Raw genomic sequence first — 16,808 nt, forward strand, 5'->3', positions numbered from 1 at the left:
CGATTTGATGATTTGTTAGTTTCTAGAACTACTTCGCAACGCGCGCGAGGAGGTCGTTCATGCGAGAAACCATTTCTTGTGGATTCTCTAGAAGACCCGCTGCTAGGAGTGCGTTGTCAGTGAGCTGTTGAGCTACGAGAGTCGCGAGCTCGTTATCTTTTTGCTGAAGACTGGAAAGATTCTTGATGACTTCTGAGCGTGGGTTGATTTCGAGAGTGACCTTTGGAGTAGGAACTTCCTGGCCCATTGCCTTCATCATCGCCATCATCTGTGCGTTTGGTGCTTCTTTAGGTGCGAGTGCTGCGATCGGGCTGTCCACGAGGCGCTTGCCTGCTTCTACCTTCTCCACACGCTCACCGAGAGTGTCCTGCATCCAGCCTGTGAGAGCTGCGAGCGAACTCGCGTCGAGCGCTTCACCTTCAGCCTCGAGATCATCGAGTTCGATGTCTGCACGGTCAGCAGGAACGAGCTTCTTGCCCTTGAACTCAGGCATTGAGTCTAGAACATATTGGTCGACTTGGTCAGTGAAGAGAGCCACTTCGATTCCACGAGCCTTGAACGCTTCGAGGTATGGTCCTTTTGAGAGGATGTCACGTGAAGCTCCTGTGAGGAAGTAGATCACCTCTTGGTCGTCTGCAGCGCGCTCGATGTACTCGGCGAAACCTGTCTGTGTGCCAGCTTCTGTAGAAGTGGACTCGAATCGGATAAGTCCAGCGAGTTGCTCTTGGTGCTCGAAACTTGTTGCGATGCCTTCTTTAAGGAAACGACCAAACTTTGTGTAGAAGTCCATGTATGCTTCCGGCTCGTTCTTAGCCTGAGTCGCGAGGAACTTGAGGAAGCGCTTTGTGATGAGTTTGTTGAGCTTCTGGATAAGCGCTGTGTCCTGCATTGTCTCACGTGAGATATTGAGCGGAAGGTCAGCGGAATCGATCACACCACGGAGGAAGCGCAACCACTCAGGGAGCAACTTCTGCGGCTTTGCGTCGATGAGTACCTTGCGGCAATAGAGAGAAACGCCTGCTTCCATTTGGCCCATGCCGAATTGCTCTTGGTTTTCACCAGGAACGAAAAGGAGTGCATTGATCGCGAGTGGAGCATCAGCACTGAAGTGCATGGTGAACTTTGGCTCGTCATAGGCGTGTGCCACGAACTTGTAGAACTCAGTGTATTGCTCAGTGGTGACTTCGCTCTTAGACTTGAGCCAGAGTGCTTCCACTTTGTTAACACGCTCGCCGTTGAGTTCGATCGGGAATGTGACGAAGTTAGAATACTTCTCAAGAATTTCCTTCACGCGGTCCGCCTTAGAAAATTCAGCTTTGTCTTCTTTAAGCTTCATCACCATCTTACAACCACGAGCTTGCTCGTCGATTTCTTCGATGCTGTAGCCAGTGGAACCGTCAGATGTCCACTTGAGGTTTTCTGCTGCTGGGTCCCATGAGTGTGTGGAAACTTCCACTTCGTCAGCCGCCATGAATGCGGAGTAGAAACCAACACCAAATTGACCAATAACGTCAGCATTACCACCGTCACCATTTTTTTCCTTGAGTTGCTCGAGGAATGCTTTGGTACCTGAGTGTGCGATTGTTCCGAGGTTTTCAGTGAGTTCGTCACGGTTCATGCCGATACCGAAGTCCTGAATTGTAAGTGTGTTGTTCTCTTCGTCGGTAGTGATGCAGATCTTGAGCTCTGCGTCACCTTGGTAGACGTCGTTCTCAGTGAGTTGCTTGAGACGGGCTTTTTCAAGTGCGTCAGATGCGTTGGAAACCAACTCGCGAACGAAAATCTCGCTGTCAGTGTAGAGTGAGTGGATGACGATATCGAGGAGCTGTTTTACTTCAGCCTGGAATCCGTGTTGTTGAACTTCTTTTGTTGCCATAATTTGTGGGCGGAATTTAGTCCAAAAAATCCCACATGCAAGCCCGATTCTTAGAGCAATCAGCGACTCGTCTTTAACCGCGAAACTCGCGAGAATTTATAGATGAGTTCCATCACCACAAATCACAGTGCCTCAACAATACCCAGTATTGAGGTGAGGTGTAAAAATCGGTCACCGCTTCATCGTACTTGCAGCTTGCGCACTTTTCGTATTTTTCGCGGTAGAGTCCTCTGCAATGGAAAGTCGGTCTAGTCTGCGTAATAGACGTCAAACAAGAACTCTAGAATTCCACAGTTTCCCCGAGCTCACCAAGACTCACTTCACCATCATGGACTGCATCCAACGCCTCTTTGAAGATTGCCGAGCGCTCGGCCTCGCCATGTACCAGCCAAGTCTTTGATTTAGCTCCAGTCATCGCCTTAAAGTATTCGAGCAACTCAGAATGGTCAGCGTGACCTGAGAACGAATCCATGATCTCAACCTTCGCTCTCACATGGTATTCCCCTCCGAGGATGCGCACCTTTTTTTGCCCTTCACGGATCTTCCAGCCCAATGTCTGCTGTGCGCAATAGCCGACAAATAGAATGGTATTATTAGGATTATCAATTTCATTTTTAAGGTGGTGGAGGATACGACCAGCTTCACACATACCTGAGGCTGAAATAATGATTGCCTGTTCTTGGCTAGCATTGAGAGCCTTCGATTTCTCGACCGAGCGTACAAGCGTCAACCCTTCGAAACCAAATGGATCACGTTTCTCAAACAGGAAGTTGTAGATCTCGTGATTGAAACACTCTGGATGTAATCTAAATACCTCCGTCGCATTCACCGCCAACGGGCTATCCACATAGACCGGCACCCGCGGGATCCGCCCATCTTCAAAGAGTTGATGCAGCACATACAATACCTGCTGGGTCCGCTCAACAGCGAATGATGGAATAATCACCTTCCCCTTTCTCTCTAGAGCTCGGCGGAGCACCTCTGCTATTTTATCATCGACCTCAGTTCCTAGCTCATGCTTACGCCCCCCATAGGTACTCTCCATTAGAACAAAATCGACACCCTTTGCTGCCACTGGGTCACGTAAAATGTCATTACCTCCACGACCTACATCGCCAGAAAATAAGAAGCGTTTGCTCTTACCATCATCTTGATCCTCTACATCTAGAATCACCTGAGCGCTGCCCAAAATATGGCCAGCATCGATGAAACGTAAGGTCACGCCGGGAGCTATCAACATTGGCCTATCGTAACCAACGTTAACGAATTGGCGGAGGCATCGTTCAGCATCCATTTCATTATACAAGGGCTCCAGCGGGACTTCTTCATTCTTTTTACGTTTCTTGTTTAACCAACTCACGTCGTACATCTGGATTCGAGCACTGTCTGCGAGCATGATCTGGCAGAGATCGCGCGTGGCAAAGGTCGCGTAAATGTTTCCCTCGAATCCACTTCGAGTGAGATTTGGTAAATTCCCACTGTGATCGATATGTGCATGTGAAAGCACCACAGTGTCGATGCTGGCGGGATCAAAGTGTGGGAAGTTTTTGTTGATCTCAAAGGCGTCGTTACGTCGCCCTTGATAAAGGCCGCAATCCAACAAGATCCTATTTCCATTCACCTCGAGTAAGTGTTGTGATCCAGTCGTTGTTCCAGCTGCTCCGCAAAATGTAAGTTTCATAAATATATAAAATGACTAACACCTAACCTACGCGTTGAGGCTGATCATTGACCAGAACAAATAGATGGAGTATTCCTCCGACACAGTAAAATGACATTTTTAGAACACAGAAAAGGTTCGTACTTGGCACGTGGACTGTTAGTTTCTCAAGCGTGAGTAACCTTGAAATTCCCACTCTCGTTCAAAACGACCCATGCTACAGGATCAAACTGGAGCCATCCAGCAACGCATCGCAAGATTCCAGGAAAAGCTCTCGGAGATCGAGCAAAGCCACGATTCGCTCTACGCCTTTGCCAATAGCCACCTAGATCTAGGAATACTCTACCACTCCGAAAAGGATACTTGGAACATTCGTGAGTGGGCACCCAATGCGAAATCTATCGCACTGGTTGGCGACTTTAACAACTGGGACGGAGAATCATTTCCACTTAGTAAAGGTGACGACGGTTATTGGGACACTACCGTCAAAGGTTCAGCTCTCAAGCATGGCGACAAAGTAAAACTCCGCATCGTGGGTGCCGACAACTCGGTGCGCGACCGCATCCCTGCCACGATCTCCAGAGCGATCCAAGACCCAGATACCCACGATTACTCAGGCCAAATTTGGGCACCAGAGGACAACTACGTTTGGAAACACACATTCGATCCTAGCGCTGTCACATCCCCTCTCATTTACGAAGCCCACACCGGCATGGCTGGCGAGGAACCACGGCTTCACACTTATCGGGAATTTGCCGACACCGTCATCCCCCGCATTCTTCACCTAGGCTACAACACCATCCAGTTGATGGCCGTACAGGAGCATCCTTACTACGGATCATTTGGCTACCACGTGTCTAACTTTTTTGCCGCCTGTTCACGCTTCGGCACACCAGAAGATCTCAAATACCTCGTCGACACTGCGCACAGCCACGGCATCGCTGTCATCATGGACATCGTCCATTCCCATGCGGTGAAGAACCTCGCTGAAGGACTCAATGAATTTGACGGAACCGACCACCAGTACTTCCACTCAGGTGAAAAGGGAAACCAACCCCAATGGGACTCGAAGTGCTTTGACTACGGGAAGGATGAAGTCGTCCGATTCCTCCTCTCCAACGTCCGCTATTGGCTCGAAGAATTTCGCTTCGACGGCTTCCGCTTCGACGGAGTCACCTCGATGCTCTACGACCACCACGGCAGCGTGGCCTTCGATCATTACGAGAAATATTTCACCAATGGTGTCGACCACGACGCGGTGCTCTACCTCCAACTCGCAACCACCCTTGCTGAATCGATCAGACCTGGAGTTCTCAATATCGCCGAAGACATGTCTGGTATGCCTGGGCTTTGCCGCCCAACGCACGAAGGTGGTGTTGGCTTCAGCCATCGACTCGCCATGGGACTCCCCGATTATTGGATCAAGTTGCTCAAAGAACAGAGCGACGAAGACTGGGACGTGAATGCAATCTGGGAAACGCTGACTAACCGTCGCCACGGCGAAGCAAATATAGCCTACGCCGAGTCACACGACCAGGCACTCGTTGGCGACAAGACACTCGCCTTCCGCTTGATGGACCAAGACATGTATTGGCACATGAAAGCTGATGACACCCACCCAGTCATCGACCGCGGTATCGCCATGCACAAACTCATCCGCCTTCTAACGTCCTGTATTGGTGGTGAAGGTTACCTCACCTTCATGGGCAATGAATTCGGCCACCCAGAGTGGTTAGATTTCCCACGCGAAGGCAATGATTGGTCCTACCACTACTGCCGCCGCCAATGGTCTCTCGTCGATAACCCAGAGCTGAAATACCAGTTCCTCAACAACTTCGATAAAGCTCTCATTCATGTGCTCGGTGAGAGTAATATGCTAGCCGCTCCACAAGCCCAGCAACTCTGCTGCCACGGTGGCGACCATCTCATAGCCTTCGAACGAGCCAACCACATAGGAATCATCAACCTCCACCCGACGCAGTCGTACACCGATTACCACATTTCCGTTCCCTCCGCTGGCGAATACGAAGTAATCCTCAATTCAGATGACCCATCCTTCGGCGGCCACAACCGTATAAATAGCTCCATCAACATCCACAGCATCGCCGGCGAGCACGGCCCAGTTCTCTCACTCTACCTACCCTGCAGAACAGCACTGGTACTAAGAAAAGTCAACTAACCCCCTGCGAGCGCCAAGCCCCAGCTTGGCCACAACAAACATTTAGACTGCGCGTGATTTGACACCACTCTGCGGCAAGATCGGCTCGACAACCGCGGCGGAGTTTCATCATCCAGGTCTGAAAACTGAACACTCCCAACTGAACACTCTAGTCCCCTAGAGCTCACTAGCATTCTGTTGCCTAGCGATGTCATTGAGCGTGATCAACCCCAGCAGCTTTTGGGAATTAGTGGCGGAAACCACAGTCACCTGCTGGTAGTTGTTCGCAATCATACGGTTGGCGGCGTCTCGGATAGAGGTATCTGGCTGCACTGAGAGCAATATCTGATCGAGAATGAGGTTATCTAACAATGCCTCACTTACCGATTCCTCTAACTCGTGGCGAGTCACTATCCCAATTAAGTCACCATGAGCATCCATGATCGGATAAGCGTGGTACACCATTCCTCTGGCACCGAGAGATTTGATATTTTCCTCCACAGTCACACCGGACTGCATGCTCAACACCTCATGGGACATGATAGCGGCGACGGGGAGATTGCGGTAGTCTTGACTCCCGCGGAAGGCTGAAAACTTCTTCAAGTTGACACCGTCTTGGAGCAACAGCGCGTCGTACAAAGCAATGGGTCGGAATTTCTTAGCGATCGACCAAGCCAACATATTTCCAGCCATCAATGGTAAGATCAACGAGTAGTTGCCCGTCATTTCGAAGATAATAATCAGCGAAGTAAATGGGCAGCGAACCACGGCAGAGAACATCGCACCCATGCCTAACAACACACATCCACCAACAACTTGGTGGGTACCTGGCCAGTTGGAGAAATGCATCCAACCTTCTAGACCAACGAGAAGCATACCGATCAAACCACCGAGCATCCCCCCTAAGAAAAGTGTGGGCGAGAATAGACCACCGGAACCACCCGTCGCGTAGTTAACCACCACTGCGATAAACTTACAGATAAGAAGCACTGCCAGCACCTGCCATACGAGACTATCCTCAAACGCCAGTTCGAGACTTTCGTAACCGATACTGAAAACAGAATTCTGTGGGTCACCGAAGTTCCCTGAGACTTGGTAAGCTAAAACTCCGAGCAGGCCACAGCTAAGTCCACCGACCGCTGGAGTGAGCCATGACATCTTTGCCATTTTCTCTTTAAATTTTAAGCGCAGCGTCAGCACGCAACTCACAAAAAAGTGACCTAGTAAACCAGCCATCAAACCCATAGGGATACCGACAAACATCCAAGGTGAGGTGATGAACTCTTTGTTCAAATGACTCGCGAGAATAGGATCTTCTCCGAGTAAGCTCCGTGAAACTGCCGCCGCAATAACTACGGCGACGACAATACCTCCGAGAGCCTTCATCGAAAAGTTATCGAGCAATTCCTCAAACACGAAGGTGATCGCAGAAAGTGGTGCATTGAATGCCGCCGCAATTCCTGCCGCCATGCCTACAGGTAAGGCCGACTGGATCCGGTTTGGGTCTTTAAAAATCCAACGCCCGAGTCGCGACGAAATAGCGGACGACAAGTGCACAGTAGGACCTTCACGCCCAAGACTGTTTCCCAAACCACAATACAGCGAGCCTAACACAAAACGCCAGAATCCAGTAGCGCTAGAGATGTAACCGCCGTGGTTATAATAAGCGGCCTTGGTTTGCGGAATACCAGATCCTGCTGAGTCCGGCGCGAAGGTTTTAACCGAGATCCCGACTAACAATCCGCCGAGAGTAGGCGCTCCCAGCATAACGCCATAGAACTTCCAGCCACCTAGAGCAGTCGCCCAGTCCCACACGCTGTGGAATAAATAGTGGATAGACCAATGGAAAAGCACTGCCGCTATACCACAGCTCAAGCCAATTAAGATACAGAGCAAGAGGAAGCGCTGGCTGTCATCCAAGCGACTCTTGATCCATTCTGCTATGACTCCTTTGCTTGGCATTCCTGTGCTGCGGGGTACCACAGTTTCTACAATAGCCAAGCCCCATCACTTTACCGTTGAACAATTTATGCATAGCCACCAGAAACATGCAGCACAATGCCAGGCCAACCCGACATCCCCACTCGCACATTCTTCGAGCGCCTCTTCGGCCTCTCACCAAAATCGGTGGCGGAGTCCCATAAAGAACTTCGCTTCACCCGCACCCGTCAGGCTTCTCAATTTTTTATCCTCACGGCATTCCTCCTGATGCTTGGTGTGGCTAGCTTCGTGGCACTCTTTGCGAGCTGGGGGCCGAACGATGTAGACTTCCATTTCTATGCTTGGTTCTGCCTGCTCCCACTCATCCCCTCCTATTTCACCCTCCGATTGGCGATCCACTGCGTGCGACACGCCTATATATTACTCACGCCAATGGGTGTGGAAGTCTTCCCCTTCTTTAAGCCCGAGAAAAACCTCCAGATCATTTTCTGGCAAGAAGTCCACAGCTTTGACATCACCGAAGCTCTGCTCACTCTGCATTCTTCCCCAGAAAAAACCAGCGGCACAGTACTCACGCTAAAACCTCTCGCCACAGCACAAATCTCCTTGCTTCAAAAAGCAATCAAAGCCAGAACCAGCAGCAACTAAGCACCCTTTCCATCCCATGCGACCACCATCCATCCAGCTCACCTCTGTAGCAGACGCCTTCAATGAACATAATTGGGCTCACGAAATCTTAGAAGGCCGCGAGGTCCTCACCACTGCATTCGAAGCGCATCACACGCGTGTGCAGCTCTTTGCCCAAGTCTTCACCCAGCTCAACTCGCTCACCATCGTCGGTGAAACTGCTTTTGATATCGATGAAATCCGTCAGCCACTCCTGCTTGAGATGCTACACCGTGCGAACAAGCAAATGAACCTCGGCGGGCTAGAGTACGACCTCGACCGCCGCCGCGTCGTCTTCCGCATCACTAACATCTTCGAGCGTGAGAAATTCGACAAAGACATCGTCTCCACCATGGTCCATTGCTCGATCGCCGAAGTCGACCGCATCATCCCCTTCTGTTCGATCATCCAGCAAACTGCTGAAGACCTCTTAGACGATCTCAGCATCGAGCGCCTCCTACTCCGTCAAGACCTGCTGCCACCAGTGCCAGGAGACGAAGAAATGGATATTTAAGGGACACCACCCAAACCAATTTCAAAAAGCCAAGGGATCCCATCCTTTGGCTTTTTTGCTGTTCGGCAGGGGCTGACCTCCGAAATGCCCCCCTATCTCACGTACATCCTAGAATGGGCCGTTGAAAATAGTGTCATGGAGGAGGGTTAGATCGATGCCTTCATAGACTCGTCATTCAGCCAGTTGCCTCAGAGAGGCTCTACCCTGCCCCCACATTCGTGTAATTGGTGTCATTCGTGGTAAAAAAAGCTTCATCATCCAAGCAACCTCAAAACTTTCGTCACTTTCGTCACTTTCGCGGTCAGATTTTGCTTCAACTCCCCCAACCGAAAAACAAAAAAGTGCGGCCCCATTACAGAACCGCACTTTACAAATTTTCAGGACCAACGGATCGTGTCAGCACACTTGTTGGATGAATCAACCTAAGCCTTGGTGCTTAGCTCATTCAGAGGTGGAGCGAATGTTGTCAGGTTGATTCCTTCAACAGCTGCCTTGTATTCATCCATATTTGGAATTCTACCAAGGATTGCAGAAAGAACGACTACAGGCGTGGAGGCGAGCAATGACTCACCTTTTTTACGATCTGAGTCAGCAACAACTCTTCCCTGGAAGAGACGAGTGGATGTCGCCATCACAGTGTCACCTTTTTCAGCTTTCTCCTGGTTACCCATGCAGAGGTTACAACCTGGGCGCTCGAGATACATCATGTTCTCATATTCTGTGCGCGCTGTGCTCTTAGGCGCATCGTCATCGAATTCGAAACCAGAATACTTCTCTAGCAAGTCCCAATCACCTTCAGCCTTGAGTTCATCAATGATGTTGTATGTTGGAGCGGCAACGATGAGTGGTGCCTTAAAGGCAACCTCCCCTTGTTGTTCTTCAAGATTTCTAAGCATTTGAGAAACAATCTTGAAATCCCCTTTGTGCACCATGCATGAACCAACAAAACCGAGATCAACATGCTTCTCACCACCGTAGTAGGAGAGCTCTCTGATCGCATCGTGAGTGTAACGCTTGGAGACATCGTCGTTGTTCACATCTGGGTCAGCGATCATTGGCTCAACAATCTTATCGAGATCTACCACGAACTCAGCTGAATACTTAGCATTCGCATCTGGGGTCAGTGCTGGATTCTCTCCTGATCTGATTCCAGCAATTCTCTTGTTCGCTTTATCAATCAATCCCTGAAGAACTTGCGGCTCATTGTCCATGCCCTTGTCGATCATGATTTGAATTCTGCTCTTAGCGATCTCTAGTGATTTAATCAGCGTCTCATCTTCTGAAATACAGATCGATGCTTTCGCCTTCATCTCTGCAGTCCAGTCAGTGAACGTGAACGCTTGGTCAGCTGGAAGAGTTCCGATGTGCACCTCAATGATGCGGCTCTGGAATACGTTCTCACCAAACTTCTCAAGCATTTGTAGCTGGGTAGCGTGGACCACGTCGCGGAAATCCATGTGGGCCTTCATCTCACCTTTGAAAGTCACTTTAACTGATTCAGGCATTGGCATGCTAGCTTCACCAGTAGCAAGCGCAAGTGCGACAGTTCCTGAGTCAGCTCCGAATGCCACACCTTTTGACATACGTGTGTGGGAGTCACCACCGATGATAACATCCCAGTCATCAACAGCGAGGTCGTTGAGCACCTTGTGGATAACGTCAGTCATCGCGTGGTACTTTCCTTTCGGGTCACGTGCTGTGATAAGACCAAACTTGTGCATGAAGCTCATCAACTTGGGGATGTTAGCCTGAGCCTTCTTGTCCCAAACTGAAGCGGTGTGACAACCTGATTGGTATGCACCATCAACGATTGGCGAAATGACTGTTGCAGCCATTGCCTCGAGTTCCTGAGAAGTCATCAGACCAGTCGTGTCCTGAGAACCGACGATGTTCACTTCAACCCGAACATCAGAACCTGCGTGAAGAACCATACCATCTGGAACTCCCACTGCATTTCTGTTGAAGATCTTCTCAACTGCTGTCAGGCCTTGGCCTTCGTGAGAAATTAATTTAGCTGGGGCGAAAACTGGAGTCACTTCTATGCCCAGTGTTTTAGCAGCGAAAGTCTGAAGCTTCTTACCAAATACAATAGCATAAGAGCCACCAGCCTTGATAAATTCCACTTTTTGCGGAGTGAGTGCGGAAGCAATATCAACCAGCTCCTGGTCACCATTATAAAGCTTCTTCTTCTTAGTGTTCACTGTCAGAACTGTGCCAGTAGCCACTGAGTAGGCTTGCTCAAGAACCGCGTCACCGCTCTCATCAAAAACTGTCTTGCCATCGGCATCAGTCTTCTTAACCCAGTTTTTAAGGTCTAGCCCTAGACCGCCAGTAACATCCACAGTTGTGAGGAAAATAGGCGAAATTCCATTGGTTCCTGCAACAACTGGCGCAATGTTCACAAATGGAACATACGCGCTCGCCTGCTTGCCAGCCCAGAGAGCCACGTTGTTGATGCCTGACATTCTGGATGAACCAACACCCATTGTTCCCTTTTCAGAGATCAGCATCACACGCTTGTCTGGATGAGCAGCTTGTAGTGCTGAAATCTCATCTTGTGCTTCGGTCGTGATGAAGCACTTACCGTGCAGTTCACGATCCGAGCGTGAGTGCGCTTCGCCACCTGGGGAAAGCAAATCAGTGGAGATATCACCTTCACCAGCAATATAAGTAACCAGCTCAATCTCTTCTGGAACGTCAGGAAGCCCTGTGAAAAACTCGGCCTTAGCGTAGCTTTCAAGAATCTCTTTAGCGATTGCATTGCCAGCCTTATAAGCTGACTCGAGTTGCTCCATGTCTGCTTCGTACAAGAAAACCTGAGTTTTGAGTACGTCTGCAGATGGCTGTGCGAGCGATTGGTTACCACCTAAAGCGATGTCCAAAAGAACCTTCATTGATGCGCCACCCTTCATGTGGGACAAGAGCTCAAAAGCGAAAGTGGGTGTGATCTCTTCTAAGATGGACTCACCAAGGATGATCTCCTTCAAAAAAGCAGCCTTCACGCCAGCAGCGCTAGTGGTTCCCGGAAGAGTGTTGTAGATGAAGAAAATAAGGGAATCCTTCTTATGTTCATTCTTCGAATCTTTGATTTGTGCAACGAGTTCAGCGACCAATGCGCCATCGTCAATAGGCTGTGGGTTCAACCCTTGCCCTTTGCGTTCCTCAATCTCTTTTAAATAGTCTAAATACAAGCTCATAATTTCTGTGCGAAAATTCTGTGCGGAGTCTCTACTTAAGCATCAATCTTTCAAGAATATTTTGCGATTCCCACTTCGCTAAATTAGATGATTTCATAAATCACACGAAAAATTACCATAATGACACTTGGTATCATCAGAATATTCCCGATTGGCTCTGCCGCAGAGCCCTAGTAGACAAGCACTCAAGTTCACCAAACTGTACCCAGCAATGTACTCGATTTTGAGTCACCAACACAGAACCAATGGTCACGGCAATCCAATTAAGAATTAAAAATTTCGCAACAGAGGAGCCGCCTCACTCAATTTGAGCGATTGGGAACCTTCACTCTTTTGGTGCTACCTACAAAATTGGGCTCTTAGATCTCACAAGAGCTCTGAAGGTAGTGTTCCAGTTTCTAACTTAAAGGCTTTCGTGAAGTGACTTAGACTATTGTAGCCGACCTCTAGAGCTACTTCGGTAACGTTATAGTCCCCACTTTCGAGCAACTCTTTGGCTTTTTGAACTCTTAGTTCTCTTAGCTTTCGACTAATTGTAGTTCCTGTTTGTTCAGAAAAGAGGCGACTGAGGTATGAAGATGAGCAATTTGCATACTGTGCCATCAGATTTAGATCTAGAGGCTTAGTAAAATTTTCTTTCAGCCAAATTAATGTCTTATCGACACGCTGCTGCGCTATCCTTCTTTGACTAGAACAGAACATCTCCTTAGGCCCCAAACTTGGTGGTTTGAACAGATGAAGAGTTAATAATTCTATAATTTTAGCCAAATACCAAAAAGACTTAGCATCTTTATGAACTGGAGGATCTAGCAGACTAGCGCTTATTTCGTATTCCAAATAGCTCATCGACCTCACTTTATAAAGTAACAGACTATTGGAACCTTTTGTAGTGAGTAGATCTACTAAAGTTTCGTGTAGCGATTGCCTCTTGCTGCCGAAATGTTGAGTCACCCACTCTGGAGTTACACATAGAACAATAAGTTCGTGAATATCAGAACCTGGTAAATTGGTTGCTGTGAAGTTTGCCTTATCCCTGATCATGCAGCAACTTAGAGTTTTCGCTGCTAAAGATAGTCGACAGGCGTCACCAAAAATAAATGACTCTCCTGACAGGTTAAGAAACAGATGCAGAGCTCCAGACTCCAATACGGTCACAATGTCCCCGACTCCACTAGATTGGACACGGCGCAGGGAGACTCCACTCTTCTTGTAGTCCCCGTATAAATTGATCCCCTTTGTCTCTGCCATTAGCGCTCCTACTTGGCGGCGACGCTAGGATGCAGACATAGCGCTGGCAATGCCAAATAGGCTATTATATATGGATCGGACATTTAAGAGCTAATTGGTGACATTTCAGCGATAGCGAGGACCATAATTTTTCTTTATTGGAGTTAATATACTCTATTCGCTTGAGACTCTCCGTTACGAAGTCTCCTCTTCACCTTGATGTGTTATGTGCGTATAAATGTAATGCAGAGGCTTTGCAATGTATACATTTGGGAATACAAATCATAGCGAAAAACTCAACAACATAAAACCATATAACATTTTATTTTAACTTGTTATACGCCTAAAACTCCTAAAAATTGAGCATTAAATTAACTATAACTCTATAGTTGAGTCAGGCCATCAACTCGACCGATAACCCGTTCAGCAATCACAGCGTCTATTACACCCTCATTGACCTTTTTTTTGCCTTCTTGCCAAAGGCTACGAACCTTATTTTTTTGCAGATACCTGTGTAAGTCTATTTCGCTTTGGCCAGATACAACCATGCGACGGATCGTATTGTCTATCTCCATTATTTCATAGACCGCTGCTCTTCCAGCATAGCCAGAACCCATGCAGTACTTACACCCATCCGTCCTGTATGAACGACCGTAACTAGTTGCATCAGTTTCCTTTTGGCAATGTTTACATAGCTTTTTTACTAATCTCTGAGATATGACAAGGTTGAGCGTTGATGCTACCAAATACGCGGGAACGCCCATATCGACCAGACGCTGAGGTACTGTTACTGCTGAGTTTGTGTGTAAAGTGCTGAGTACTAAGTGACCAGTTAGAGCTGCTCTTACAGCAATAGAAGCTGTTTCAGCATCACGGATTTCACCCACTAAAATAACATCTGGATCATGCCTTAAGGCCGACCTAAGGGCGCGAGAGAAAGATGTTCGCTGGTGGTCAATACCGACCTGTGTGACTCCTGCCATTTCATATTCTACTGGATCCTCCAAAGAAATGAGCGAGAGGTCCTCGCTTTTGCGCAAGTGCTTCAGAAATGAATACAGAGTCGTAGATTTACCGCTTCCTGTTGGCCCAGTCACTAAAACTAATCCTTGCGCAATTTTTAGGTTTTCATGAATGGATTTGACTGATTTTTCATCAAATCCCAATGATTCTAGCTTATCTGGGAGCTCCATAGCTCCGATCAATCGTAGCGTTATTTTCTCTCCGTGCTTAGTTGGTATGCTTGCCACACGAATATCAATCGACCTTGATTGTAGCTCTGAATAAAATGAAAATTTCCCATCCTGTGGTAACCTTCTTTCACTGATATTCAGGTCGGCTAGCACCTTAATACGAGACACCATCTGATGGTGGTCAGCTGAATCGTATTGCGAGTGACTTTGCATAGCTCCGTCGACTCTCATCCGGCACCTAGAAGACGTATCAGACGGCTCTAGATGAATGTCAGAAGCTTTATTGATGATTGCAGAACTGAGTAGCTCTCTCACCATACGCACAGCTGTAGATTCCTCAGTTAGGCCTCCATCTCTATTCACTCTTTTCCCATAGACCTTATTTAGACTATTTTTGATAGTCTCAGTTTCCACGATCTCAACCGAAATTGAGTCATGCTCTGGCAGGTATCTGAGGAGAGAATATTTCACCTCTCCAGCCGTATCCTCTGAGGCAGCTATATGGATAACTCCTTTGACATGGGCAAAAACAATTGCGCAATTTCTTTTGGCTATTGTCATCGGCACTTTCAAAGCCAATGCTGTATCGATTGCTACCTGACTGAAATCAAAATTCATCTATAGAATATTGCGGATTACTAACGTCTAATACGGAATGGGCGATTTTCTACTGGAGGCTTATCTTTCTTTGAGTGACGAGAATTGTTAGTTTTAAGTGTCTCTGAGGATATTTTTTCTCCTGACTTATTTTTATTAGGTAACCTAGGGAATAAGGAATCATCAGTACGATTCTGATAGAAATCTAAGCCTTTATTTTGCTTATCTATAACCTCTATACCACCAGTAGTATAGCGATGCTTAGAATCTGAAAGAATTTCATCCGTGGGTCTAGTGTCGCCCCCATTGATAATATGCGGTGTTATAAGAATGATTAATTCGGTCTTTCGTGAAGTAGTTTTATCCCTTCTAAATAATCTTCCTAGAAGTGGTATATCGCCTATCACAGGAACTTTATCTACGGAATAGGAATTCTCAGTACGGATTAAACCTCCAATGGCTATAGTTTTGCCATTTCTAGCAACCACACTCACTTCAATATTAGACTTTTCTACAGAATCGACAGGAATTAATGACCCGCCAATTGGTATACTATTGTTACCAATTTTCACCGTAGAATTTTCCTGGTTTACAAACAATGCAACAGTACCATCATTATTCACACGTGGAATAATTTTAAGAGTCGTGCCGATGTCACGCACCTCAGTTTCGGTGATTATTTGATCATTTACTGTACCGTTATCACCAGAGATCGTCGTATTTTGCGATGCTCCAGTTGTGATGACTCTCTCTTCAGCTGCAACGAATGTTGCTTCGCGGTTACTCACTGCCATCAGCATAGGAGTAGCAACTACTTCTACATCATTATTTGTCGCCAGAGCCTGCACACGCGCTTGAATATCCCTACTTAAATAAGTATAAGCAAATGTAGAGGCAGCCTCTGTTGCAAAATTACCTAGTCCAAAACCGTGTTCTACACCTGAGTATTCATAGGATTGCGGAACTCCCTGTCCATCCCTATCGGCTGGACTAAACATTTCGTCACCCTGTACCACATTCCAGTCAACGCCGACATTTTCTCCGTCACCAACATTGAGTTCGAGGATTTTCATTTCGAGCAGAACTTGCCTAAGTGGAAGGTTCATCTGTGAGATTAGATCTTTAATTTTGGACAATGCTGAAACATTCGCAGTTCGGATTATCAACTGGCTATGCTCCAAGCTAACCGTGATATAGATAGAGGTTCCTAGCTGTTGTTCGGTCTGTTCAATTGTCTGAGTTTCCAACATGGATAGCTGAGTACCGTCTGACTCACCAGCTACCCCACTGCTATTCTGGGAACTCGAAGAACCAGTGACCGTTCTATTATTATCATTATTATCATTATTATTATTATTATCACTATCTTGTCCCTGACCACTGCCAGATGTGCTGCTAAAGTCTAGCACCCCTTCGGGGTCACTAAAGATTGCTTCGCCGGGGAAAAGTGATTCAATCGTCTTAGCTATTAACTCTAGATTCGCTGGTTCTACTTTGAAAACTTCTAAGCTCTCGCTGGCAGAAAAAACTGTATTTTCCCGAAATTCCTCCAAGGTCAAAATCTGAAACCCTTCGTAGATTGGATCCTTTCGATAGACTAGGCCAGATGACACGCACATAGTATTCAGCGCTTGCTCGAGACCGCCCTTCATAAATAGGAACGAGCACTCTACTTTCTGTGCATTTGCTGTAGCAGTCACATTATATTCGGTGACATGGGTAAGCATCCTACAGACTGCTGCCACACTCATATCATTGACAGAAATGTAGTCCACAACT

Annotated in this window: 10 protein-coding genes and 1 pseudogene; 4 read left to right on the forward strand and 7 right to left on the reverse strand. The window is 47.5% G+C overall.

Annotation, left to right across the window (positions count from 1 at the left end):
• Nucleotides 1-28 precede the first annotated feature (28 nt).
• Nucleotides 29-1,876 carry a molecular chaperone HtpG gene (gene htpG, locus BSZ32_RS17075; protein ID WP_105044534.1) on the reverse strand — a complete coding sequence of 616 codons (1,848 nt, stop codon included), beginning with the start codon at nt 1,874-1,876 and terminating at the stop codon, nt 29-31.
• Nucleotides 1,877-2,156: 280 nt separating this feature from the next.
• Nucleotides 2,157-3,557, reverse strand: a complete 1,401-nt coding sequence (locus tag BSZ32_RS17080; protein WP_105044535.1) for an MBL fold metallo-hydrolase RNA specificity domain-containing protein — start codon at nt 3,555-3,557, stop codon at nt 2,157-2,159.
• 193 nt (nt 3,558-3,750) lie between these two features.
• On the opposite strand from BSZ32_RS17080, the gene BSZ32_RS17085 reads away from it, so the two are divergent.
• Nucleotides 3,751-5,715 carry an alpha amylase C-terminal domain-containing protein gene (locus tag BSZ32_RS17085; RefSeq protein WP_165788917.1) on the forward strand — a complete coding sequence of 655 codons (1,965 nt, stop codon included), beginning with the start codon at nt 3,751-3,753 and terminating at the stop codon, nt 5,713-5,715.
• Between the two features lie 63 nt (nt 5,716-5,778).
• Nucleotides 5,779-5,844, forward strand: a pseudogene (locus BSZ32_RS20665) (hypothetical protein); the annotation flags it as partial.
• Between the two features lie 27 nt (nt 5,845-5,871).
• On the opposite strand, the gene BSZ32_RS17090 reads toward BSZ32_RS20665, so the two are convergent.
• Entirely contained in the window at nt 5,872-7,695 is a 1,824-nt protein-coding gene (locus BSZ32_RS17090; RefSeq protein ID WP_129589813.1) for a chloride channel protein, read from the reverse strand.
• Nucleotides 7,696-7,752: 57 nt separating this feature from the next.
• Here BSZ32_RS17090 and BSZ32_RS17095 point away from each other — a divergent pair, with 57 nt between their 5' ends.
• On the forward strand, nt 7,753-8,283 hold the full coding sequence (locus BSZ32_RS17095) for a hypothetical protein (protein ID WP_105044537.1): 531 nt from the start codon (nt 7,753-7,755) through the stop codon (nt 8,281-8,283).
• A gap of 16 nt (nt 8,284-8,299) precedes the next feature.
• Nucleotides 8,300-8,815, forward strand: coding sequence for a YbjN domain-containing protein (locus tag BSZ32_RS17100; RefSeq protein WP_105044538.1), 516 nt, complete (start codon nt 8,300-8,302; stop codon nt 8,813-8,815).
• A 422-nt stretch (nt 8,816-9,237) separates the two neighbouring features.
• On the opposite strand, the gene BSZ32_RS17105 is transcribed toward BSZ32_RS17100, so the two are convergent.
• The 4 genes from BSZ32_RS17105 to BSZ32_RS17120 all read right to left on the reverse strand — a co-directional run bounded on the left by BSZ32_RS17105 (nt 9,238) and on the right by BSZ32_RS17120 (nt 16,804).
• Complete coding sequence (locus BSZ32_RS17105) at nt 9,238-12,012, reverse strand: bifunctional aconitate hydratase 2/2-methylisocitrate dehydratase (protein WP_105044539.1); 2,775 nt, start codon at nt 12,010-12,012, stop codon at nt 9,238-9,240.
• Between the two features lie 366 nt (nt 12,013-12,378).
• Nucleotides 12,379-13,260 (reverse strand): helix-turn-helix domain-containing protein, encoded by an 882-nt coding sequence (locus tag BSZ32_RS17110; RefSeq protein ID WP_105044540.1) that lies wholly within the window; start codon nt 13,258-13,260, stop codon nt 12,379-12,381.
• A 362-nt stretch (nt 13,261-13,622) separates the two neighbouring features.
• Nucleotides 13,623-15,050: a GspE/PulE family protein gene (locus BSZ32_RS17115; protein ID WP_105044541.1), complete on the reverse strand. Its 1,428-nt coding sequence runs from the start codon at nt 15,048-15,050 to the stop codon at nt 13,623-13,625.
• Between the two features lie 20 nt (nt 15,051-15,070).
• Nucleotides 15,071-16,804 (reverse strand): type II secretion system protein GspD, encoded by a 1,734-nt coding sequence (locus tag BSZ32_RS17120; RefSeq protein ID WP_206018892.1) that lies wholly within the window; start codon nt 16,802-16,804, stop codon nt 15,071-15,073.
• Nucleotides 16,805-16,808: the final 4 nt, after the last annotated feature.

Origin of the sequence: Rubritalea profundi (genome assembly GCF_002954445.1) — a bacterium.
Taxonomy (GTDB): Bacteria; Verrucomicrobiota; Verrucomicrobiia; order Verrucomicrobiales; family Akkermansiaceae; genus Rubritalea; species Rubritalea profundi.